At 58.4% G+C, this 24,213-nt stretch carries 17 protein-coding genes, 1 tRNA gene and 1 pseudogene; 14 read left to right on the top strand and 5 right to left on the bottom strand.

From position 1 onward, the window contains the following. The 3 genes and pseudogenes from F7D08_RS09240 to F7D08_RS09250 all read left to right on the top strand — a co-directional run. Positions 1 to 123, top strand: a pseudogene (locus tag F7D08_RS09240) (carbohydrate ABC transporter permease); the annotation flags it as partial. Between the two features lie 71 nt (positions 124 to 194). Next, complete coding sequence (locus F7D08_RS09245; RefSeq protein ID WP_152210351.1) at positions 195 to 2,276, top strand: beta-galactosidase; 2,082 nt, start codon at positions 195 to 197, stop codon at positions 2,274 to 2,276. A 42-nt stretch (positions 2,277 to 2,318) separates the two neighbouring features. Continuing rightward, a complete protein-coding gene (locus F7D08_RS09250) occupies positions 2,319 to 3,377 on the top strand; it encodes a LacI family DNA-binding transcriptional regulator (protein ID WP_152210352.1) in 1,059 nt (352 codons plus the stop codon). 147 nt (positions 3,378 to 3,524) lie between these two features. Here the strand turns inward: F7D08_RS09250 and F7D08_RS09255 are convergent, their stop codons facing one another. Both F7D08_RS09255 and F7D08_RS09260 read right to left on the bottom strand, forming a co-directional pair. Next, positions 3,525 to 3,749: a DUF3107 domain-containing protein gene (locus F7D08_RS09255; RefSeq protein WP_100494327.1), complete on the bottom strand. Its 225-nt coding sequence runs from the start codon at positions 3,747 to 3,749 to the stop codon at positions 3,525 to 3,527. A 56-nt stretch (positions 3,750 to 3,805) separates the two neighbouring features. Then, on the bottom strand, positions 3,806 to 5,506 hold the full coding sequence (locus F7D08_RS09260) for a phosphotransferase (RefSeq protein WP_152210353.1): 1,701 nt from the start codon (positions 5,504 to 5,506) through the stop codon (positions 3,806 to 3,808). A gap of 111 nt (positions 5,507 to 5,617) precedes the next feature. On the opposite strand from F7D08_RS09260, the gene F7D08_RS09265 reads away from it, so the two are divergent. Continuing rightward, positions 5,618 to 7,204, top strand: a complete 1,587-nt coding sequence (locus F7D08_RS09265; protein WP_152210354.1) for an ATP-dependent helicase — start codon at positions 5,618 to 5,620, stop codon at positions 7,202 to 7,204. Positions 7,205 to 7,238: 34 nt separating this feature from the next. On the opposite strand, the gene F7D08_RS09270 is transcribed toward F7D08_RS09265, so the two are convergent. After that, positions 7,239 to 8,963 (bottom strand): zinc-dependent metalloprotease, encoded by a 1,725-nt coding sequence (locus tag F7D08_RS09270; protein WP_152210355.1) that lies wholly within the window; start codon positions 8,961 to 8,963, stop codon positions 7,239 to 7,241. Positions 8,964 to 9,106: 143 nt separating this feature from the next. Between F7D08_RS09270 and F7D08_RS09275 the strand changes: the two genes are divergently transcribed. The 10 genes from F7D08_RS09275 (at position 9,107) to F7D08_RS09320 (ending at position 22,116) form a co-directional block, all read left to right on the top strand. Next, the gene (locus F7D08_RS09275; protein ID WP_152210386.1) at positions 9,107 to 9,946 is read left to right on the top strand and encodes a YlbL family protein; all 840 of its coding nucleotides are present in this window, start codon (positions 9,107 to 9,109) and stop codon (positions 9,944 to 9,946) included. Between the two features lie 89 nt (positions 9,947 to 10,035). Continuing rightward, complete coding sequence (locus tag F7D08_RS09280) at positions 10,036 to 10,452, top strand: DUF3052 domain-containing protein (RefSeq protein WP_152210356.1); 417 nt, start codon at positions 10,036 to 10,038, stop codon at positions 10,450 to 10,452. A gap of 102 nt (positions 10,453 to 10,554) precedes the next feature. After that, positions 10,555 to 10,628 (top strand) — tRNA-Val (locus F7D08_RS09285). Positions 10,629 to 10,925: 297 nt separating this feature from the next. Further along, positions 10,926 to 12,557, top strand: coding sequence for a DivIVA domain-containing protein (locus F7D08_RS09290; protein WP_152210357.1), 1,632 nt, complete (start codon positions 10,926 to 10,928; stop codon positions 12,555 to 12,557). Continuing rightward, a complete protein-coding gene (dxr, locus tag F7D08_RS09295) occupies positions 12,554 to 13,741 on the top strand; it encodes a 1-deoxy-D-xylulose-5-phosphate reductoisomerase (RefSeq protein WP_152210358.1) in 1,188 nt (395 codons plus the stop codon). The genes F7D08_RS09290 and dxr overlap by 4 nt, the downstream gene beginning before the upstream one ends. Positions 13,742 to 13,791: 50 nt before the next feature. Next, positions 13,792 to 15,009: a flavodoxin-dependent (E)-4-hydroxy-3-methylbut-2-enyl-diphosphate synthase gene (gene ispG / locus F7D08_RS09300; RefSeq protein ID WP_152210359.1), complete on the top strand. Its 1,218-nt coding sequence runs from the start codon at positions 13,792 to 13,794 to the stop codon at positions 15,007 to 15,009. A 67-nt stretch (positions 15,010 to 15,076) separates the two neighbouring features. Next, positions 15,077 to 16,789, top strand: a complete 1,713-nt coding sequence (locus tag F7D08_RS09305) for an alpha/beta hydrolase family protein (RefSeq protein ID WP_152210387.1) — start codon at positions 15,077 to 15,079, stop codon at positions 16,787 to 16,789. A 241-nt stretch (positions 16,790 to 17,030) separates the two neighbouring features. Continuing rightward, on the top strand, positions 17,031 to 20,546 hold the full coding sequence (locus F7D08_RS09310; RefSeq protein WP_193316289.1) for a tetratricopeptide repeat protein: 3,516 nt from the start codon (positions 17,031 to 17,033) through the stop codon (positions 20,544 to 20,546). A gap of 59 nt (positions 20,547 to 20,605) precedes the next feature. Continuing rightward, positions 20,606 to 21,325, top strand: coding sequence for a DNA repair protein RecO (recO, locus tag F7D08_RS09315; protein ID WP_152210361.1), 720 nt, complete (start codon positions 20,606 to 20,608; stop codon positions 21,323 to 21,325). 2 nt (positions 21,326 to 21,327) lie between these two features. Further along, on the top strand, positions 21,328 to 22,116 hold the full coding sequence (locus tag F7D08_RS09320; RefSeq protein ID WP_152210362.1) for an isoprenyl transferase: 789 nt from the start codon (positions 21,328 to 21,330) through the stop codon (positions 22,114 to 22,116). A 187-nt stretch (positions 22,117 to 22,303) separates the two neighbouring features. On the opposite strand, the gene F7D08_RS09325 is transcribed toward F7D08_RS09320, so the two are convergent. After that, positions 22,304 to 23,080, bottom strand: a complete 777-nt coding sequence (locus F7D08_RS09325; protein WP_152210363.1) for an ABC transporter permease — start codon at positions 23,078 to 23,080, stop codon at positions 22,304 to 22,306. A gap of 63 nt (positions 23,081 to 23,143) precedes the next feature. Then, positions 23,144 to 24,199 (bottom strand): ABC transporter substrate-binding protein, encoded by a 1,056-nt coding sequence (locus F7D08_RS09330; RefSeq protein WP_152210388.1) that lies wholly within the window; start codon positions 24,197 to 24,199, stop codon positions 23,144 to 23,146. Positions 24,200 to 24,213 lie beyond the last annotated feature (14 nt).

Below are 24,213 nucleotides of genomic sequence, written 5' to 3' on the forward strand. Positions count from 1 at the left end.
CAGGCCATCCAGAACCTGGTGATCACGGGCTCCCTGATCACGATCATCCCCTTGGTCATCGCCTTCCTGTGCCTGCAGAAGTACTGGCAATCCGGCCTCGCCGCAGGCGCCGTCAAAGAATAACCGAATAATTCACCATCGGCTCCCCTGGCATAGCGAGGGGAGCCGGCAACAACGACATACGAGGAAACATCATGGCAGCACGTAGACCGTTTCAGTGGCCGGCACTGTTGACGAGCGACGGTCGAGGCATCGCTTACGGCGGTGATTACAATCCCGATCAATGGCCGGATAGCGCCATCGATGAAGATATTCGGCTCATGCGCTTGGCACACGTCAATACCGTGGCATTGGCGATTTTCAGCTGGGATAAGATTGAACCACGCGAAGGCGAGTTCACCTTTGATTGGCTTGACCGCGTCATCGCCAAGCTTGGCAAGGCCGGCATCGCCGTCGACCTTGCATCCGCCACCGCTTCCGCTCCGATATGGCTGTATGTCAAGCATCCGGAAGTACTGCCCATCGATAAATACGGGCATACCGTCAATCCCGGTTCCCGTCAATCCTGGCAACCCACAAGCCCGGTATTCAGGGAATACGCGTTGCGACTGTGCCGCAAGCTCGCCGAGCGCTACAAAGACAATCCCTATGTGACCGCCTGGCACATGGGCAACGAATACGGCTGGAACAATCGGTACGACTATTCAGACAACGCCCTCAAAGCGTTCCGCTCATGGTGCAAGAAAAAATACGGCGACATCGAAACGCTGAACGCGGCATGGGGTACCGCGTTCTGGTCCCAGCATGTCAATGATTTCAGCGAAGTGCTGTTGCCGCGCCATATGGGCGGCGATGCGATGGTCAACCCCGCCCAACAGCTCGACTATGAGCGTTTCGGCAATGACATGCTGCTCGATTTCTACAAGGCCGAGCGCGACGCCATCGCCGAAATCTGCCCGGACAAGCCATTCACCACGAACTTCATGGTCTCTACCGATCAATGCTGCATGGATTACGCCCAATGGGCGGGTGAGGTGGATTTCGTGTCCAACGACCACTATTTCCACGAGGGTGAATCCCACCTGGACGAACTGCTATGTTCGGATGCGCTGATGGATTCGCTTGCCTTGGGCAAACCTTGGTATGTGATGGAGCATTCCACATCCGCCGTGCAATGGAAGCCGCTCAATACTCGCAAACGCCACGGCGAACTTATGCGTGACGCCTTGGCGCACGTGGCCATGGGTGCGGATGCCATCAATTTCTTCCAATGGAGGCAATCCGCATCCGGTGCTGAAGCATTCCACTCGGCGATGCTGCCGCACGCCGGCGAGGACTCCAAGATTTTCCGCGGCGTATGCGAGCTCGGTGAAGCGTTGCAGACCTTGTCGGCAGCCGGCATACAAGGCAGTGAACTCGAGCGGTCGGATACGGCGATTCTGTTCAGCGCCGAATCGGAATGGGCCACGCGCAGCCAGACGTTGCCGAGTATGAAACTCAACCATTGGCATGATGTGCGCGACTGGTATCGGGGTCTGCTGGATGCCGGACATCGAGCCGATGTAGTGCCGCTGGCCTATGACTGGAGCGACTATCGCACCATCATTCTGCCCACGGTGCTGATGCTGTCCGATAATGACGTCCAGCGTATCGCGGCCTTCGCGCAAGCTGGCGGCACGGTGATCATCGGCTACGCTACAGGCATCATCGACGACTTGTTCCATGTTGGTCTCGGCGGCTATCCAGGCGCCGGGCAAGGGCTTCTGCGTGACATGCTCGGCATTCGCAGCGAGGAATTCAACATCCTTGGAGACGAAGCGGAAGATGAGCCCCATGAGATACGGCTCACCAACGGAATCACGTCAAGGCTCTGGCAGAACGATGTGACCTTCATAGCCACCGATACTGCGGTCGTTGCCGCGTATACGGGTACCGAAGCCGCCGACTGGGAATTGGATGCCGTTCCGGCCATCACCAGCCATCCATACGGCAAAGGAACCGCCATCTACGTTGGTTGTGATATGGACCGGCATGACATCGCCTTGTTAGTAGGCGCATTCGGTATCGAAGCCGATGACTCACGTGCCGTGCACACTATTCGCCGCACGGCGGATGGCGTCAGATTCGATTGCTATCTCAACCGCGATACGCAGCCGGTGAGTGTAACGGACATTGACGGTGACCCCATCATCGCCTACCGGTGCGGGAACGGTTCGACGCACGGCGAATATGTGCTTCAGAGAAATTCCATACTCATCACCAAACGGGTAGAATGACGCTATTGTCGAATCAACGCATGACCTAGCGAGGAGATTCACGTGAGCGAGGCGCATCCTGGGGCGAAAAAGCGCGTAACGTTGCGCGACGTGGCTCAGACGGCCGGTGTCTCACTCAAAACCGCCTCGAATGTGATTAATGGCTCCGGGCGCATGAGCAGCGAAACCAGAACCAAGGTAGAGGTGGTTATCAAGGAACTCGGTTATCAGGTGAATGTGGCAGCCCGTAATTTGAGCCGCAACCATACCGGGTTCATCACGCTCGCAGTGCCTTCGCTTACTCCGCCATACTTGGCTGAGCTTGCCAATCGCATCATTGACGCCGCACGCCAGCATGATTACTCCGTATATGTGACCACCTATGCGGAAGGGTCGGCCAAAGGCGCTCGGGATTTGCTGAAGAAATTCAATTCCACCGTGTCCGACGGCATGATTTTGTCCATGAGCGAGGTGGAGAACATCAGCAAGAAGGATTTGGCCGTTGACTTCCCCCTGGTGGTGGTCGGTGCTCGCACCACATGGGGTATCGCCGATCATGTGACCCCGGATGATGTGAATGCCGCGGCTCAGGCAGCAGGTTATCTGTATGATCATGGATCGAATAGGTTGGCGGTTATCGGAGCTCGTGACGCCTATGACGAGGCCGCATTATTGCAATCGGTGGAAGGCAACGCACAGCTGCGATTGCGCGGTGTGATTGAAGAGGCGCATCGCAGGGGACTGGCCATCGATGCGCGATTGGTCGGCACCACCGATCAGGATTGGACCATTGGCGCCGGTGCCCGCGTAACCCAGAAACTGATTGACTCAGGTGTGCCGTTCGACGGGGTAGTGGCGTTGAACGATCAATTGGCCATCGGCGCGCTGACGGCGCTGCGCATATCGGGGTATGCCGTGCCGGAACAAGTGCAGGTGATCGGCTTCGACAACATCGAGGAAGCCCCATATCTGCAGATTCCGCTGACCACCATGGACTCCCGCCTGGAATGGACTGCGCCGACCGCTGTGGAGCGTATTTTGGGCCGCATCCGAGGCGGGATTACTCAGCCGGAACTATTGACCTGCTCCTCCAGGGTGATTGCGCGAGCCACGACGCGCTAGATTGCGTGTGCTTGCACATGCAGGGATTGGTTATGCGTTGCGCTTGCGTTCTCTGCTACCTGCAAAGCGCCAACAAACCGCGAATAGCAGTGATCCCTCCGACCGCCGGCCAGGGGGATCACTGCTCTATTGTTCGTCCGATACCGATCACAGGGCGCCGAAGCCCACGGCATGCTTGGTGTCGGAGCCGATGATGGCGTAACCCAGAGCCTTGGCGGGAACGATGATGCGACGACCCTTGTCGTCGGTCAGGTCGATGGTTGTTCCCTCGGCAACGGCCTGAGCGATGGCGCTGCTTACCTCATCGGCGGACTGCTCGGTGCTGAAATTCACCGGACGAGCTACATTCTCAATGCCCAGTTCGATATCCATAATGCTCCTTGATATATGAAATGGTTCTCTGCTCTATTGTGCCGTACGCTCACAGGTTACGCCTGTGGCGTGGAAACCTGTTGATTGGCGATGGTATTGCCCTCATGGTCGTAACCGTTTAACCCGGCCCGAGCGTCGCGCAGAGCGCGTTCCTCACGCTCAAGCAACGGAATCACCGTGGTCTCCGCGGAATTGAACGCCTGAGGCTCATGCTCGCCCGTATCGTCATCGTCCACATCTGCGTCAGGCTTTTGCTGATGGGCCTTCATGCTCTGGCTCTCGGCAAGCGCATCGCTGATGGCCTTACGGGAGGCTTTCTCACGTTCGTTCAGGTCGATCAGTTCCCTCAACGTGATGGTGGACGAGGAGCTCGGGCGTGCTCCGTCTACGGGCTGTGGCTTGGTGGAACCTGTAGCCGTCACCGGACGATTGGCGGTCTGGTCGTCGCTGTCCGCAGCGACTTGGGAGGCATTGCGCACCGCCGCCGTGGTGAGCTTCGGCGTCACATCCACACTGCCGGCGGCAACGATGTCAGCGGAACCGGTGCGGTCCGGATCCTCGGCGTCGTCGTTGCCCTTGATGCCGTCGCCGGCCTGTTGGGGTGCGGACGCCGCAGTTGAAGCGGCAGAGGTTTTCCGCGCGTCATCATTGAGCAGAGTGCCGACCGTGATAGTGGACGGATTGTTGCTGGGCTTGCTGGCAGAGCTCGACTGCGAGGATGTGGTGGCCGACTTATGACTGATCACACCCAACTGATGCGCGAGACGTTCCACCTGCGCCTTGAACTGCACGATACGGTCGTTATCGGCGCGGTTCAACGCCTGGATGAATTCGCCCACCTGTTCCATCTGCAGCCAGAGGTTGGCGCGCAGCATGATGAGGTCGTCCAAACGGGATCCCATCATGCGGCCATAGGCGGAAAGCACGGCGTTGCGGTGAGACTCATCCAGTTTGCCGAAAATCCATGCCAGATCACGAGCCGGATCATTGACCTGCATATCCTGCCAATTGGTGATCGCCGTGATGGTGGAGCCCGAGAACAGCAGGTCGCCATCGGAGAAACCGCCATGCACCGTGCAGGTGGTGAACGACCATAAACCTTCGGTTTCAATGATGCGAGCCCAGCTGTTCGTAATCTCCTGAGGCACATGGCCCGCCGAACGCAGACGGCGAATCCAGGCGATGAGCTGGGCGCGAATCTGCCCGGTGGAGAACACGGGATACTTGGCGGCCTTGAGAAAAGCGGTGGGAAGCCGATGAATCGCACCTAACGCGGTACCCACCGCGGTGCAGTCATCCAGCGTGAGCAGATCAAGAGGGCGAACCTGACCCTCATTATGCGCGGCGATCATCACCGTCGTCTCACCGGTGGGGCTTGGCTTCTGGTTCGGCTTCGTCGCAGCGGCGGCAGGGGACTGGTCCAACGCCTGCGCCGTTGAACTCGCGCCCGGCTGCGGCACATTGCCTGGTGCGAACGCAATGACATGATCCAATCCGAAGCCGAGACCGCCCGGCTCGCGAGCGGCATCCAGCGTCTGGGCCGCCTGCACGCGCCGAATCAGGCGGGCACGGCCCTCCTTGGTATCGGTGGCGTATACGTCGTACAGTTTGCCGGAGGCGTCCTGCACAACCGCCTGGTCAATGCCTTTCGCCTGATCGGTGGCGCTTTGCTGGGTGCTCTCCCGCACTCCGGCAACGGCCAGGTTCGGCAGAACGGCCGAGCTCAATGCCGCCAACATGTAATTGCTTCGTCTCATCACCCTTCCACACTAATACATGCCTTGCGCTTCAGGGGCATGACGCGGGGCGAAAAGTTCGTGAAATGGACGCCGCTGCGTCTCGCACGGCAACGTGCCACAATGGAGGGCATGGAACAGGCGCAGAAAATCCTTGAAGGGCTCGACGAACGGCAACGTGCCGCGGCCACCACGCTCAATGGGCCGGTGCGTATCATCGCCGGTGCCGGCGCCGGTAAAACACGCACCGTCACCCGCCGCATCGCCTATGCCTGCGCCACGGGAGCGTGGAAACCGGAGCGTGTGCTCGCCGTAACCTTCTCCGTGAAGGCCGCCGCGGAAATGCGTGCACGACTCGCGCAACTGGGGCTCGCCGAGGGTGCAAGAGAAGGCTCATCCAAGGCTGCGGGCCATGGTGCTGCGTCCGCGGCGGTCACCGCCGCCACATTCCATTCCGCGGCGCTGCGTCAGCTTAACAGCGTCTGGACGGACGTGTGCGACGCCCCCTTCCCCCATCTGATCGAAGACCAACGTGATGTGGTGTCCCGCGCCGTCACGCGAGTCACCGCCGTCGGCGATACCGATCCACTAATGGTTCGTGACGTACTCGCCGAAATCAACTGGGCCAAAGTCTCTCTCGTGTCGCTTGAGGATTATGCCCGGGTATGCGCAACCGCGCATCATATGCCACCCGCCGGATTGGAACCCGCACGATTCGCCGATATCTATGGCGAATACGAGAAGGAGAAAACCTCTCGCGGGGAAATCGACTTCGACGACATCCTGCTGCTGGTATGCCATATCATGGATGATTTTCCCGAAGCCGCCGCACGAATCCGTTCCTCCATCGGCTGGCTGACCGTGGACGAATACCAGGATATTTCCCCGCTGCAACACCGTCTGATGATGCTGTGGCTCGGTGCAGGGCCGGATGGGAAAGCCGCGATGAATCGCAATGTGTGTGTGGTGGGGGACCCGGCGCAGACCATCTATTCCTTCGCCGGCGCCTCAAGCTGGGATTTGCTGCGATTCTCCGAAGAATTCGGCCCGCTTGCCGCGGACATCGATCTCAATACCGATTATCGATCCACGCCGGAAGTCGTATCGCTCGCCAATGCGGTGCTCGACAAGTCGCCAAACCGCGAGGACTACCTCAAACTGGTTTCCGCCCGGACGTCCGGTCCTCGGATCAGCAGAACGGTATACGACACCGATTTCGAGGAGGCGCAGGGAGTGGCCGCACGCATACTGCGACTGATTCGCCAAGGGGTGAAACCATCCGAATGCGCTGTTCTGACACGTATCAACGCCCAACAGTCCGTGTTTGGTGTCGCACTGCGTCAAGCAGGATTGAAGTTCCGCGTACGTCGAGACGCCGGGTGGCAATCATCGGCGCTCACCGATGATGCTGCATCGAAACGGGCCTTGCTCGAAGCCATGGGACTCAATGCCAACGGTATCGAGTCCGCTGATGATCCGGGCGTGACCATTTCCACGATTCATGCATCCAAAGGTCTTGAATTCAATCACGTATTCCTTGTCGGATGCTCCGAAGGTCTGCTGCCGTATGGCGCACCGGGATCAGGCGACGCGCTGGAAGAGGAACGTCGCCTGATGTATGTGGGCGTCACTCGTGCCCAGGATTCGCTGCATGTCTCATATGCCAGGACCAAGGACGGCTATGGCGCCCAGCAGCGCCAGCCGTCCCGGTTCCTGTGACCCCAGAGCCACGGTTGACTATTGATGACTTTGACTATTGAGCGCCGTTGCCCGTGTCGTTGTCGGAGGTGCCGCCATCACTGCTGCCATCGTCGCCTTCGTCAAGCAGCTTCGACAATTCGGCGTCCCAGTCAATATCGGAGGTCTTGCCGTCCGCTGCCGGATGCCCGGGATGAGCGTCACGGGAAGCGTCGGAGGCGTCACTGGCCGTCGTATTGGAAGACTGCGGGCCAGCTGGTGCGTCCGAAGGCAAACTCGGCAGCAGATCGGGGTGCGACCATTTGGCGTCGCGGCCTTCGGCGCCTTCCGCAGCCGTGATCATCTCCCATAGTCCTGCGGCTTCGCGCATACGCTTCGGGCGCAATTGCAGGCCAAGCAGGCTTTCGAATGTGCGTTCGGCAGGACCGCCCATGGCACGTTCGCGACGCATCATTTCACGAAGCTGTTCGATATGCGGCAGATGCGCCATGCCGGCACGCCACACCACGCAATCGACCCAACCTTCCACCATGGCCAGCAGGGATTCCAGCGAAGCCAATGCCTCGCGCTGCTCAGGCGTATCTGGAATGCCCACCTTGGTAAGGTTCACCGCACCTGAAATCGACTCGGGATCCATGGAAGCGGCGTCACGTAGCTGCTCTTCCATGGCATCCAAGTCAATCGAAATGCCGCGGGCGTATTTGCCGATCAATGCCTCGAATCGCGGCATCAGCCATGGCACGGAAGCGTATAGGCGCGCATGCGCCATCTCCTGCAGCGCCAGGAAGGAAAGTACCTCAGCCTCAGGAATCTTCTCGGTGGCGTTGAAGTCGGCGAACGCGGCCTCGAACTGCGCGTTCAGCTCGGCATCCTGCGCATTGGCGGTATCGGTGGAATCAGACGTGCCGCCCGCTGCCGGGGCCTGTGCGGAGGTAAAGCCAATCGGGTTGCCGGTGACGGAATCAGACGCATCCGTGGCTCGCGCGTCGCCGGGTGCCTGGCCATTCAGCATTGCAGCGTATTCGGTGGCGTTCTGGGCGATGAGCCCACCCGCCGGGTTTTTGAGCAGTGCAATGCCCTGATCGAAGCTGCCGTGCACCTCATGGCTGAGATTGCCGGCGGCATGGCCCAGCTGCATGGCAAACGAGGTATTGCCCAGCAGCTTCATCAATTGTGCAGGGTCCTTCATGCCATCGGGGATCGGAATCGGCACCGGGCCGGCGAACATGCCGGCGATTTCGCCTTCACCATCGCCCAACATGCCGCCGAGCCGTTCGGAAATCACCGAAGCAAGGGCATCGTTCATGGATTCGGCAACTGGAGCGGCGAACTTGGCCCACTGATCGATGGTGCCTTCCACCCAGGCGGCGCGGGTGAGTACATCCGGCTCGCCGGGAGCGGGATTGAATTCGCAGGCGGTATCCAGCCACAGGTTCGCCTCGCTCATCGCGCGGCGTGCCGCATCGCCGTCCACGGCGGAGACACTGGAATCGGAGCCGGAGGCATTGGCCTGCTGCAGTGCGATGGATTTGGCCAGCTTCACATTGATTGGCCCTTCCTCGACCGTTCGCTGCATGTCGGACATGGTGTTGAGCCCGCCTGCGGTGAACGCCGCCATCATCTGCTGCACTTCGCTTGGATCGGGCAGACGACTCGGATCCTGGCTCATCAATTGTTCGCGGATCTCTTCAGGCAATTGGCTGATCTGCTGCCATGCCATTTCGCCTTGAATCGGGCCGAAGCATTTGATCAGCCATTCGTGAATCGCGTTCTCGTCCATGCGTATCCTTCTTTACCGCGGTATGGGTACCCCAAGATGTGATTACCACAAGTGTAGGCGGTACCCGCGCCGTTCGCCGCGGGCCAAGCGCCGATGATGCCGATAAGGGTCGCGGCTTCCACCCCTTGCCTACACTATTGGATATGTTCGCACGATTCAGGAAGTATGTTGCCTCCCGCTCGCCGCAATATTTCGCAGGGGCCTTGGCCGTGATTGTGGCCATTGCGGTGCTGTTGCTGCCAAGCCCGTATGTTATCGAAATGCCTGGGCCTACTCAGGATGTGCTCGGCAAGGCAGACGGCAGTGATGTCATCGCCATCTCAGGCGACTCGGTCGCCACTTATAAGGACTCGGGCAAGCTGCTGCTGGTCACTGTGAGCGCTTCCGGCGTGCCGGGGTATCCGATCATCAATGCGCAGGCGGTGTGGGGATGGGCGAATCCACATGTGGAGGTCATGCCACGCGAAGCCGTGGTGCCTATCGGGCAGACTGCGGACGAGTATCAGAGCAAAGTCGATGAAGATATGTCCGGCTCACAGAACAAGGCCAGTGCAGTGGGGCTGAAGTATGCGAAGCAGCATGCGAATGAGCTCGGTATAGATGCTGAGGCTCTTGCCAATGCGCATGTTGAGATGCATGTCGATAAAATCGGCGGCCCTTCAGCCGGCATGATGTACACATTAGGGCTCATCGACAAGTTGACGCCCGCCAAAGAAAGTGGTGGAGCGATTATTGCCGGCACCGGCACGATTAACGCCAAAGGCAAGGTCGGCAAAATCGGTGGTATACGGTTGAAGATGCTTGGCGCCAAGCGCGATGGCGCCACGTGGTTTTTGGCGCCGGCGGGCAATTGCGGTGAAGTTGCAGGCCATGTGCCGCAAGGTGTGAGGGACGTGCGCGTCTCCACGTTGGATGAGGCCTACCAGGCGCTGGTGGCCATAGGAAAAGGGCAGGGCGAACGGTTGCCGCACTGCAGCGCATGATGGCTGTGCATCAGATTGCGTGGTCAATCAGCGAGATTTTTTATGAAAGTTAACGCGATTGTTCGCTAAGGCTTGCTAATGTGTGCTCTGTGAATCAAACGGCATCACAGAACGCTGAAGAATTTGGGTTTGAGCCTGGCGACATCGTCCAGGAATGGCTATGGGACGACGACGTGGATGATTCCATCCGCGCCAAGATCGAAGACCTCACGGGCGAAGACCTCGTGGACGAGGATTACAACTCCGCCGTGGATGGAGTCATTCTGTGGTGGCGCGATGGCGATGATGAGGATGAATTGTCCGACACCATCGTCGACGCCTGCGGTGTGCTGGATGATGATGCTCCGCTGTGGGTGCTGACCCCCAAGCCGGGCCGTCCGGGGGCTGCAAGCTCCTCCACCGTGCAATCCGCGGCCCAGACCGCTGGCATGAATGCCGCCACTCCGCTGACCGTCAGCAAGGATTGGAACGGCATCCGCCTGCGCGCATTCGGCAAAGGCCGCTGATTTTCCTTAGCGCTTCAGTCCGCAAGCCAGCGCTCCGTGCGGCACGCCCGAACAGGGGAAGTTGACAGACTGTGCCTGCCATGCGCTATTGTGGACACCCGCGGGCAATTAGCTCAGTTGGTTAGAGCGCCACCTTTACACGGTGGATGTCGGGGGTTCGAGTCCCTCATTGCCCACAATCGAAGACCATTGGAAACAAGCCGCTTTGCCTTACGGGAGTAGGGCTGAGCGGCTTTTTCGTATTTATAAATATTTGCCGATATTGAGCATTATTTCGAAAAAATGTGGGCAAAATGTGGGCAAGACATGCCCCAATGTGGGCCATGCCTTTTGCATCATGCCCGTGCCGACATAACCGGTCCAGCGTGGAGTGCAATAAACTGTGAAATTCCATCAAGTGGCAAAGGCTGAGTCGTAACAGTCACGTAGAGTGGTGGGCAGAGTGTTTTATCCAGCAGGAGGTTGACCAACCGATGGCGAAGGAAGTTCGTGAAGGGGACGGCAAGACCGGAATCGCGCGTGCCGGCAAGCGCAAGCTGGGGTACGATACCGCGCAGGTGGACGCTTTTTTGGAGCGCGCGCATGCCTTATATGACAGCGAAGGCATCAATCTCACCCAGCAGGACATTCAATCTGTTTCGTTTGATTTAGCCAAAGACGGTTATGTGATCAGCCAAGTCGATGCGACGTTGAACCGCCTCGAGCGCGCGGTGGTCGATAAGCAGACCGCATGGGAGATTGCGCAGCAGGGCCGTGTGGCGTGGAAGGCGCAAACGGAAAAGCTGTACCAGGAAGTCGCCTCGCATGTGGAGCGCGCTCCGCGCGAGCGATTCAAGCCCGGTGAACCTAAGCATCCCTCATACGACAGGAAGCAGGTCGACCGTATCGCCGACCAGGTGGTTGATAAGGCGGCAGCGTCACTCGGCGTTGATGGCGTCACCCAAGATGACGTGAAGGGGCTGGCCGACCTCAACGCCAGCGCAGTGAACAATGTGATTTTCACCCAACGCAAAGGCAAGAAAGGCTATGACGAGCGTCAGGTCGATTATTTCCTCAACGTGTGCGTTCAGCTACTCAGCCGTCTGGAATCCTATGCCCGCGTGGGTGACTATGTGACCGGTGGCGCCGCATCTCCGGAGCAGAGCGCTCCCGTCGATTCGGCCGCAACTGCTGTAGTCGCCGCTGACGGTGTCTCCCCATTGATTGCCACAGGCGCCCAGCGTGCCACTGCACAGGCGCCCGTCGATGCGGTTCCCTCCGGCGAGTCCTTCGATGCGTTGCGCAAGGCTGAACAGAATCTGTTCCCGGCCCCGGCTGCTCCTCAGGCAGCGGTGGCCCCGGCTGCTCCTCAGGCAGCGGTGGCCCCTGCCGCTGTCAATCCCGCTCCTGTGGCATATGCCCCCGCCGCTGCGGCGCCGACGGCCGCGACCGAGCAAACCGCGTTGACGGCCCCTGCTGCCGTTGCGCCGCAGGCTCCGGCATACCAGCCGGCTCCGGAAGCTGAATCCTTGCCGTCGTTCCAACCCTCAACCCATCCGGTTTCCACGGCTGAGGCACCGGTTACGGTTTCGGCTTCCGATGCCGCGGCCGAGAGCGAGACCACTGCCGCCGCATCTGCACCGGCACCTGTGATCGTGGACGCGACCGAAAACAACTCGTCCCTGGCCGCGCTGGCCCATATGGCTGAGGTCTCCCAGGAGCTGCCGACTGTGGATGTCTCCTCGTTCACGCCCAAGATGCCAAGCCTCGATACCCCGAATGCGCTGAAGCTCAACGATACGCCGGCCGTAATGCCCGCATCATTCGCTCCGGCAAGCAAGCCCGCGCGCATGACGAACGCCACCCCTTCACCTGTTCCGGAAACGCTGCCACAGCATCCTGCGGCGGCGGCAGCACAGCCGGAACCCGCGCCGGCGGCACAGTCGCAAACACAGCCTCAGCCCCAGTCGGTACACGAACCGGCTGAGCCGAAGAAGGATGCTGAAACCAACAAGCCCGGCAACCTCTTCCCGCTTATCCCCAACCTGGACGATGATTTCGGCGTATCGATTCCGGACCTTTCATTCCCTACTTTGAACGATGACGATATGAAGAAGGAACAGTGAGCGAAGTCTCTCATCGTAATGTCGTACTCCTTGGCTCCACAGGCTCCATCGGCACCCAGGGTCTGGATGTCATCAAACGCCATCCTGAACGTTTTACCGTAACCGGTTTGGCTGCGGGCGGCACACATATCGAGCTCCTGGCCCAGCAGGCGGCGCAATTTCACGTGCCCCAGGTCGCCGTGTTCGATGCCTCCAAGGTCAAGGCGCTAGAAGAAGCCCTGATCCAGGCCGGTGCATCGCATACACAGGTCAGCGGTGGCCCGCAAGCGGTGATCGCATTGGCCGCGTCCGGAGCCGACGTGGTGTTGAACGGCATCACCGGATCAATCGGGCTCGAACCGTCAATCGCGGCGCTGCAGGCAGGCTCCCAACTGGCTCTGGCCAACAAGGAGTCCGTGGTCGCAGGTGGTCACTTGCTGTTTGGCTCGCAGGTTCGCGACAACCAGATTAACCCGGTCGATTCCGAGCATTCCGCGATCTGGCAGTCCCTGCGTTCCGGCACCCACGGCGAAGTCTCCAAACTGGTGGTCACTGCTTCAGGTGGCCCGTTCCGAGGCTGGAAGCGCGCGGATATGCAACATATCACCCCCGAACAGGCGTTGCATCACCCCACGTGGAACATGGGCCCTGTGGTGACCATCAACTCCTCGACGCTGATGAACAAGGGTCTTGAGGTCATCGAGGCTTCCCGGTTGTTCGATATTCCTCCGGAGCGCATCGATGTGACGGTCCATCCGCAGTCCATCGTCCACTCCATGGTTGAGTTCGTGGATGGTGCCACCATCAGCCAGGCCTCACCGCCGGATATGCGCCTGCCCATCGCGTTGGGACTTTCCGCCCCGGACCGCATGAATCATGTTGCTGCGGCGTGTGATTGGACCAAGGCCGCCACATGGACGTTCGAGCCGTTGGACAATGAGGCGTTCCCCGCCGTGCAGTTGGCCCGCCATTGCCTGGCCGCATCCGAAAAGCATACGGCGGTGCTCAATGCTGCCAATGAGCAGGCCGTGCATGCGTTCCTTGATCATCGGCTGCCATACTTGGGCATTGTGGACACGGTCAAAGAGGTTCTGAACGAGATGGACGCCGAACTGCGCGGCAACCCGTTGTTCGCCGACGTGGAGGAAATGAACCAACTGGAGCTTGAAGCCCGCAGACGCGCGGATGTTCTGATAAGCAAGTAGCAGTTTCTTCTCGGTATCCTCCTTTGCCAGCGTGCGGGAGATCCAAGAACATGAAAGGCATCAGCTTGAATCCTGTAGAGAAGCCGTTCCGTAAAACCGGCGATCCGATTGCGCTCACCAGCGAGTCGCCGCTGCACCCGAGGCGTAAATCCCGCCGCATCATGGTCGGACCTGTGCCGGTCGGCGGTGGAGCCCCCATCTCCGTGCAGTCGATGACCAATACGCTCACCGCCAACGTGGGCGCCACCTTGCAGCAGATCGCGGAGCTTACCGCAGCCGGTTGCGATATCGTCCGTGTGGCCGTACCAAGCCAGGACGATGCCGATGCGTTGCCGGAGATCTGCAGGAAGTCACCGATTCCGGTTATCGCCGACATCCATTTCCAGTCGAAGTATGTGTTCCAGGCCATCGATGCCGGTTGCGCGGCCGTTCGTGTGAACCCGGGCAATATTCGCAAATTCGACGAGGTGGGACCCTCCATCTGCAAGGCGGCGACCGATGCCGGCATTTCGCTGCGTATCGGTGTGAACGCCGGTTCGCTCGATAAGGAACTGTATGCCAAATATGGCGGCCCGACTCCTGAAGCGCTGGTGGCCTCCGCGCTGAAGGAAGCCCACATGTTCGAGGATGTCGGCTTCCATGATTTCAAGATTTCCGTCAAACACCATGATGTGATCACCATGGTGGAAACCTATCGACTGCTTGCTTCCAAGGGCGATTGGCCGCTGCACCTCGGCGTCACCGAAGCAGGGCCGGCATGGCAAGGCACCATCAAGTCCTGCTTGGCCTTCGGCGCATTGCTGGCCGAGGGCATTGGCGACACGATTCGTGTATCCCTTTCCGCCCCGCCGGTGGAAGAGGTCAAGGTTGGCTGCAAGCTGTTGGAATACATGGGATTGCGCCCACGCAAGTTCGACATCATCTCCTGCCCGAGTTGCGGCCGCGCCCAGGTGGATGTGATTCAGCTGGCCTCCGCGGTGACCGAGGGGCTCAAGGACATCACCGCACCGATTCGCGTGGCCGTCATGGGCTGCATCGTCAACGGTCCGGGCGAGGCTCGAGAAGCCGACCTCGGTGTGGCCTCCGGCAACGGCAAGGGACAGATCTTCATCAAGGGCAAGGTCATCAAGACAGTGCCGGAAGACCAAATCGTCGATACCTTGCTTACCATCGCCAACGATATCGCCGCGCAGATGGAAGCTGAAGGAAAGGTCCCCGCAAACGCCACCGGCCCGGTGGTCGTACCCATCCAACACCCCGGCCGCTGACGTCATTCGAGTGTCCGATCAGAAGCAACAGCATGCAGTAAAGCCGTGGACCCGTGGCCACCGGCTTATGGTGAGCCTGCCCATTTTCATCATTCTGATCGGCATTCTGGTCTCGATTTCAAACCTCACCACGGTGCCATGGAACATCGAGCCCACAGGCCAATCGATGGCCACATTGAGCAGCGATACCGATGTGACATTCGATGTTCCGGACGGGCGAACAATGCCCGCCAAAGGGACGTACAAGGTCGCCGAACGATCGGTAACGCTGAACATCGCTCGGGACGGTTCGCTGGCCAAGCGGCAAGGCGAGAGGAACACTGCCGGTGCCGACGGCGTGCAGGCGGTCAAAGTGCTGATCCGCGAGCCTCAGGGAGCTGCGGACGCACATCCGGCGGTGGTGTTCATGCATGGCGCAGGCTATGGTACCGCCGACAACTCCTTCGGGGATGTGGCATCCGATCTTGCTTCAGCCGGCTTCGTGACAGCAGTGCTGGATAAGCCGGTGTGGAACACCACCGACATCAACCGCGACTATCCGGCATCAGCCAAAGCCTACGATCAGGTCATCGATTATTTGCGTGGACTTGATACCGTCAACGCGAACCAAGTCGGCATCTACGCCACGTCGGAATCAACCTGGATCTCCTCGTATCTGCTGGGACTCGACCATCACATCGCATTCCAGATTCTCTTAAGCCCGATGGTATTTTCGCCTCGTCAATCATTGGGTTTTTTCGTCACCCAGGATTTCACGTTGGTCGGCGCGAACGATGGGTACCAATCCATTGTGCAGCGCCTGTTCAGCGTTGATGCGGCATTGTTCGGCCTGACCAACCTGGATTTGAGCACACTCAATCCCACCGCCTACTCCATCCCCACCTATGTGGCATACGGGTCCAAGGATGTGATGACGGCCCAAGTGGAGGGGGTGCGCGCGATTTTATACAACGCGCACGAAGCCGGCAACTGGAATGTGACCGTGCGCAGCTATCCGGTGGCCAACCACGTACTGCGGTTGGGAGATGAAGCCGAGGAAGGCACACCATTCGCGGATGCCTACGTGGATGACCTCATCGACTGGACAGTGGGCACCACGCAGGGTTTGACGCAAACCAGTGAACGCGTGGCCGGCACGAACCTGTATCAGTCCATTGGCCTGCCAGGTGCGTTGAAGGCGCGGCCGACAGGGACAATATATGGCGTGATACTGCATGCCACCATGGTGCTGTTGTTGCTGGCCTCGACTGTGATGGGTCTCGTGGCATTGATTCGCAAGCTGATTTCGGATGTGCGCTGGCGCGGACGGCGTCGTATGGCATTGCGTCAGGGCATGTCCGTTCCCACTAGACCGGCGATCTTGGGATTCGCCCATGGCTTCGGCAATGCGTTGCTCACGTTGACGCTTTCCACGCTCGCCACATTGGCGATCTTCTTTGCTGGCCTCGGCCAGGTGGTTATGGGTGTGGTCAAACTCGCCTGGGGTGGAGCCCCCACGGAAACACCGGGGGTGATGTATTGGAGCTGGCCGGTAATCCAAGTGGTGTCCATCGTGGTGGTGTGGGCATGGTCGCGCGTATTCATGCGATTGATTGAAGTGGCCTGGCAACGCGGGCTTATTCAATGGCCGCCACGCAAGGATGCGGTCAAAGACATCATCACCGGCCAGGAGCCGGTGCTCGCCTCCACAAGATTCGGTCGCATCCTGTTCTGGCTGGTCACGTTCACCATGCTCTATGTATTGCTGTTCTTCGCCTTCTGGGGCCTGTTCATATACTGAGCCTGATAGACTTGGGGTTGAGAAGATCAATCGAATCGTCGCATGACAATGTGGTTATGCATGAGGTGATTCGCATGAGGGAAAGAAGCATCTCATGTCAACCTCTAATTCCAATGCAACCGTTTCTGAATCGTCCGGCAATGGCGGAGGCGAACCGTCAAAGACCGTCACTGCAGCACAATTGTGGCCTATGTATCGTCTTGCGCTCAGCATTGCGATTGCTGTGATTGTAATAATCAGTTTGGCATTTCCATTTGGCGCGCGGCTATATGCCGAACAATCGATTCCTGATTCGTCTGTACTCAATACACGGCAGATCGCGGCAGTGCCCCAAGGCGCCAAGAAAATCAATGGTATGGGCACCAGGCCGTTGCCGCTGCTCGATGATGCGGCAACGCAGGCGGTGAAAGATAAGAATGAGCAGGCTGTGACCGATGCCGGCAAAGCGGTGTTTGGTGATGATTGGGATTTCGTGGTCACGACTGCGTACCAGCAAAATTCAGGCGGGTATTTGCAATCCATCAATACTGCCGCCCAATCGCAGATAGCTAATGCGTTGCAGACGATGGACGCCAACAAAACCGATGATGTAGTCAATTTGATGGGACTTCTGGCATCGTTCGGCGACTATCGTGCCAACGCTTCATACAACTCAGATGAACATAGTGACTTGCCAGGCTATGGCGCGGCCAACGCCGACTACATAGTCATTGCCGTGTCTCTGGCCTATGAGGCTCCTCGCACATTCAATACCTGTGATGTGCAGTTGCAATCCGCTAAAGTATTGGATCTGTTCTATCCCTCGCATGGAGCGGATGTCATTAGCGCATACGATAAAGCGGCCACATTATGCAATGATGATGCCACGCCCGAAGTAGCCAAAATCCAATACTTGATGGCCATGTCGCAGGTAGGTTGCGCAACGGATGACACGGTTGGGTATGACGTTCTGGCTAACAATAGACAATGGGATGAGATCGACAAGCAGCTCGATACTCTGATGAAGAATCACAATACAATACCTGCCGCATATACAGTGGCAGGCGATGTCTATACCGCGGTGGCGGATGATATCAGTCCAGAAGGTTATGGCAATTTCCTCATTCAATATTTACGCAGGAACGCAATCACCGCATATGAGAATGCGCAGAAGCTCTCTACGCTGCCGCAAATCGAAAGTTCCCTGGCCACTGCATATTCCAACGCAGGAGAATACGAGAACGTGGTGAAACTACTCGACGGCAACGATAAAGTGCTGGCCGTTGATGCGACTCGCAGCGTATATGCAGATGCTCTGGCGCATACCGGAAAATTCAGCCAGGCTGCGAAAGTCGAAGCCAAGTTCATGTCGACCTATGGCAAAGAACAGAGCAATACCGTGCGAACGGAAATCGCGAATGGCCTGGGATGGCCTGTAACCCAGACGGATAACGTCCGCGATGTCATGCTGTCCCCGAACTGCGGCGCTCCTAGTGTCGTACAGGATTTCACCTATATTCCCGAGTATCGCGACATTAGGGATGTAACACTGAACTCCGACGAGAACGATGCTGTGGATGCTCAGTACCAGTTGGCTCGAGATGGCTCTTGGAGGTTGCCGAAGCTTTCTCGTGCGCCGGAAAATTACATCATTTACCTGCTGTTGGCTGGCGAATATGACACTGCCAAGCAATATTGCCCGGGCGATGAGTTCTCTTCCAGCAAGTTTTGCCTTGTGGCATATAGTGGCAGCAACACGACGCCTGAAGGTCCGTTCGGTGATTCCACCATCGCGTTGGTGGACATGATGCAGAATCTCTGGCGATATTACGGGCAGCGCGATAAAGCCAAGGAGACACTGGAGCGATCCACAAGCGTTTCGGCGGCAATACTCAATGATCGTTTAGGGGAGATTCTTTTCCTCGATGAGGATTATGCCGCTGCCGCAAAGCAGTTTGAACAAGCGGCGGAAGGCTATCAATCCTATTGTTATGGTCTCAGCGGGTCGGTGACCAGCCCCGCGTGGGCGAAACTCCGTCAGGCCACGGCATTGCGCATGGCCGGCAATGTGGCTGACGCGCGCGTTGCGGCGGCAGATGCCGAGTCGTTGATCGGCGTTTGCTCTGCGGCCTTGGCATCCCCCGTGACCTCCAATTTCGAGGAGAACGAGCGTACCGCCGAACAGGCATATATCAAACAGGAACAAGCCCAGAACTATTACGACCAAAAGCAGTATGATGAGGCGTTCGATTTGGCCACGCAAGCTGTTCCGTTGCGTGACGCATCAGATGCTGATTCCTTGAAAAAAGCGGTGCGTGGCGCTATGGAACAACTTGCGTCCGTATCGGCGTTCGCGGCTGGCCATTATCAGGCCGCGGAAGTCTGGGCCACCAAAGCCTTGGTCTATGATCCCAAAAGCCCGCTGTATCAGGAGGCGCTCGCCGACGCAAAGCGTGCTTTGGCGGAGGAATCGGATTCATCATCGGGTGGATCGGATGATGCATCGGATACCGGTTCATCCGAGTCTTCCGATACCGATGCCAGCGCCGACGGAGACAGTGATGAGCAATCCAAAGAGAAGGAGTCCATCACCAATGCGGACGAGCTGATGGAAAACTATCGCGATGCGTTGCAATCCAACGGTTCGTTGTTCTCTTCATGGAACAATCTTGGCGTATTGCAGGCGCGGCAAAACGATGTGGATACCGCTGTCAACTCGTTCGAGAGGGCTGTTGCCGCCAAACCGGACTATGCTCTGGGCTGGTTCAATCTGGCTGTCGCCGAATCCATGCGCGCCAACCCGGTGTCGTTCCTGCGCTCGCAAGGCGCTTTCGGCAAAGCGGGCAGTCTTGACTCGGAGTTGAAGAACGCCGATAGGGAATTCGTGTTTGATGACAATACATACAGCTCGAAGATTGATGTGTCCAAAGCGATTCCTGAGAACTTCCAGCTTGCCGAAAGCCTGCGTTCCGCACCACGCATGTTGACTGCCAGTTTGGGATTGCTGGTAATCGGCCGCATCATCATGGCCCTTGCCGGAGATTGGATTACCGGCAAGGTCAGTGAGGATGTGACGCCTCTGCTGGATAGGACGCGCAAGCGTATTATGGCGCTGTTGCGTCCACTTGGTGGTATGAACGCAGAAAGAGTCTCAGCGGATGGGTCTTCGAGTTCGACGGCAGCTGCAACCGCTGTGGCCACGGGTTCCGCCACGCGGCAATCCGGCCCTTCGTTTCCCGCCAAAATCATCAGCGGACCATTGCTCACCATGGTCGTGTCGTTCATATCCTTGGTATGGATCAGTGGTGCTTCGTCGGTTGCCGAATATGTGCTTGCTGGTGTGATTTCGCTGGCGTTGTTGCTTATGCCAGCTGTCGCTGCAGCATGGGTGGGCAAGAACCAAGACCATATCGACCATCATCGTTCCTTCTGGCCGGCTTCGGTAATCACTGTGATACTCACGCCGTTCCAGCTGGGCTTCGCGCCGCCCTCACCGATTGACGCGTCGGTTGACGGCAAGGAAATGGCCTGCCGTAAGGGGCGTTGGGGCATGGGTGTGCTTGGCGTCGTGACTATCGCCATGTGTGTGGTTGCCATGGTTACTTCCGTGCCGATGATTCGCATGGCCTCCGCAACTGCGCTGGTGGTAATAGGCTCGGCATTGACGCCGGTCGACCCGTTGGATGGTGCTCGGATCGATCTGCCGAAATGGCTCGACTGGCTGATTACCATAGCGATGACCGTCACCACGATTATCACCGCCATGAACATCCTCTAGCCATGCAACTCCATTCGCTATGATGGATGGCGCTGCGATAGTAATGGGAGGATGAGCATATGGGCTTGTACCGAGACGAGGGCGTGATATTACGCACCGCCAAGCTCGGTGAAGCCGATCGCATCATCACGATACTGACCCGTGGCCACGGCAAGATCCGTGCCGTGGCCAAAGGTGTCCGCCGTACGAAGTCACGATTCGGTGCGCGGCTTGAACCGTTTATGCGCGCTGATCTGCTCATCGCCGAAGGCCGTGCGTTGGATACCGTTTCCCAAGCGGAATCCATAGCCGCGTATGGTGCGGTGATTGCCGTTGATTACAATGCGTATGAGGCAGCGAACGTCATTGTGGAAACCATCGATAAGCTCGCCAGCTCAGAACATGAATGCGTGCCGGCACAATATCAATTGCTCATCGGCGCATTGAACGCGCTGGCCAAACACGCGCATGCACCTCGTGCAATCAGCGGATCGTATGTGATGCGTGCCTTGTCCTTGGCGGGATGGACACCGCGTATGGGCACCTGTGTAGTGTGTGGGCAGCGCATGGGATCCTATTTTTCCATTGCCTCCGGTGGCGTGATGTGCGAGGCTGATCACACCACCGATGCGCGGCGGATTCCGCCACGGGCATTGCAGGAATTCCAGGCCTTGGTCCAAGGCGACTGGACAGTGCTTGATGGCGTGCCTCTCCAGCGTGTCACCGAAGAGTTGGTTGAAGATTGGGCGGAGTATTATCTGGAACGCCCGATTCGTTCGCTGCGCTTGATAGATTCATAACTATGGCTTTTGAGAACGTTGATTACACGTCATTGGACATTCCCGCTGCACCGTTCAGCGATCCGTCCCGTATCCCTGATTTTCCGAAGAATAAAGTGCCCCGCCACGTGGGCGTGATCATGGATGGCAATGGCCGTTGGGCCAAGCAGCGTGGCATGATTCGCACCAACGGTCATCAGGCCGCAGAGCCGGTGGTCTTCGATACCATCGCCGGCGCCATCGAAGCCGGTGTGCGTTACCTGAGTCTGTATACGTTCTCCACCGAGAATTGGAAGCGCTCGCCTCAGGAGGTTCGCTTCCTGATGGGATTCTCCCGTGAGATCATCCACCGTCGTGTGGCGCAGATGGATGAGTGGGGCGTGCGCGTACGCTGGTCCGGCCGCCGTCCGAAGCTGTGGAAGTCTGTGATCGATGAGCTTGAAGTGGCGATGGAGCGCACGAAGAACAACAAGGTCATCGATGTGGTGTTCTGCATCAACTATGGTGGCCGTGCGGAAATCGCCGATGCGTGTGCGGCCATCGCCCGCGAGGTGCGCGACGGCAAGATCTCCGGTGACCGCGTCACCGAAAAGATGATTGCCGATCATCTCTACAACCCGGATATTCCGGATTGCGATCTGGTGATTCGTACCTCCGGCGAGCAGCGCACCTCGAACTTCCTGCCGTGGGAGGCTGCCTACGCCGAACTTGATTTCGTACCGGAACTCTTCCCCGATTGCGGCCGTGAGGTGCTCTGGCGCGCCATCGACGATTACATCCATCGTGATCGCCGATTTGGCAATGCCAAATGAAATGAATGCATGGTCGTGTTTTTAGCGGCTGGTGGGATATGCGTTGTTCGACTGTAAGCAGCGCAGGCGTGTGCTATGCTCTGCGAGCATGCGCCGGAGCGAGGCCAAACGGCCTTGAGTGTGTCGAACAACGCATATCCCACCAGCCGCTTTCCGCAATGCAGTGAATTTCTCTGCGCTTGGTTTGTTACTGATCCAGGTCTTCGTCCTTGCCGTTGCCGAGAGTGAGCCATTCGACTAGAGAGATGAGTGCCAAAAGGATTGCGGTTTCGGCGATGACGACTACGGTCGCGGAGAAAATCAGCGGCGTGCGGAATGAGTTGAATGCGGCCTGCAGCCAGATGCCCAAGCCGTTCATGGCACCAAGATATTCGGCGGTTGCGGCGGTGCCGAAAATATAGGCCGCGGCAATGCGAACACCGCCGAAGATCTGGCGTGCGGCCACGCGCAGCTTGACGTGCAGTAGCGTCCATGTGCGTGTGGCGCCGCACGTCAATGCCACATCTTCGTAGAATCCCGGCACGGCGGTAAGGCCGCGTGCGGTCTGCACAGCAATGGGGAACGTGGCAAAGACGGCCACAATCACGATTTTCCCCAATGGCTCGAAGCCGAACCAGATCATAAACAGCGGTGCCACCGTGATAAGCGGTATGGTCTGCGCCGCAGCCAGGAGTGGGTAGAGCGCGCGGTACATCGTTTTGGAGATGTACAGGCCAATGCCGATGAGCATGCCGACAATAATCGCAATGGCGAAGCCGGTGACGCCCTCATACGTGGTGATAGCCGCAGCGGTCATCAAATCCGGCCAGGTATCAATCATCGAGGCCACGATTTGGGTAGGGGAGGCGAGTACGCGTTCGGAAATATGGCCGGCCTGAACCGCTACCTGCCAAATCACCAGTAATCCTCCAATGGTGATTGCTGGCGGAACGATGCGGGCGAGCCAGGATTTCAGTTGCTTCATAGGAGTCAAGGTCTTTGCAAGATAGATTGGCTCCCCTCACTGAGGGGAGCCAAAGTAATGAAATCAGGCCACGTAATCGTTGGTGGCGAGTTCCTTGGCCTGCGGGGCCTCGGCTGGGTCCTTGCCGTCCTTGTCCTTATAGGTGCCGGCCTTGTACTGGAAGTCCAGATACGGTTGGGCATCATCGAAGTTCACAGTACCGGGCAGGTTCTTGGCGTCATCGGTGGTCCAGTAACCGTTCTTGGCGATCTCTTCCATGGAGGTGCGGGTCAGCTTGGAATCAAGCTGGGCTTCCTTGGCCTGGGCCACGAGGATATCAGCCGCCTTGTCCGGGTTGGCCAGCGCGTAGTCGTAGCCCTTCTTGGTGGCGGAGATGAACTTCTTCAAGGCATCAGCGTTCTTGGAGTCCTTCAGCCAGGAATCATTGACAGCGAAGCCAAGCTGATCCGGGTTGCCCGGAACACCCCAGTCGGAAGCCACGAAGCAGTTCAGGGCCGGGCCGTTAAGTTCGCTTTCCACGCCTTCCCAGGTCACGTAGAAGCCGCCGAAGTCGCCTTTGCCGGAAGTCAGGGTCTCGAAGGTGTTGGTGCCAGCGGTGGCGGTCTTGATCTCACCGGTGCCACCGGCGTACTTGATCATCTGCTGCACCACAGCGGTCTGTTCGGCGGAACCGAAGCTCACGAAGGTCTTACCGGAGAGGTCCTTCGGGGTCTTGATATCGGTGCGGGAGGCGAGTGCGCACCAGCGGGCCACCGGCTTCTGGGTCAGGTCGAAGACGAACTTCAGCTTGGCGCCCTGGGAGTTGAAGGCGGCCACGTTGCTCAGTGTGGTGAAGCCCACGTTGGCCACGCCGTTCTCGACGCTGGTTTCCGCGCCGGCCTGAGCGGTCGGCAGGATCTTCACGTTGACGCCGGCATCCTTGTAGTAGCCGAGCTTCTGGGCCACGTACAGGCCAATGTGATTGGTGTTCGGCGTCCAATCCAGCATGAACGACACGGTAGGAGTGCTGGAATTGCTGGAATCGGCGGAATTGGTGCTGCCGCATGCAGCCATGGTCAGGGACAGGGCAAGTGTTCCGGCGGCGGCCGCGAACGTGGTCAGGCCCTTCTTGATATTCATCATCTTCTCTTTCA

The sequence above is a fragment of the Bifidobacterium cebidarum genome, assembly GCF_009193305.1.
Classification (GTDB): domain Bacteria; phylum Actinomycetota; class Actinomycetes; order Actinomycetales; family Bifidobacteriaceae; genus Bifidobacterium; species Bifidobacterium cebidarum.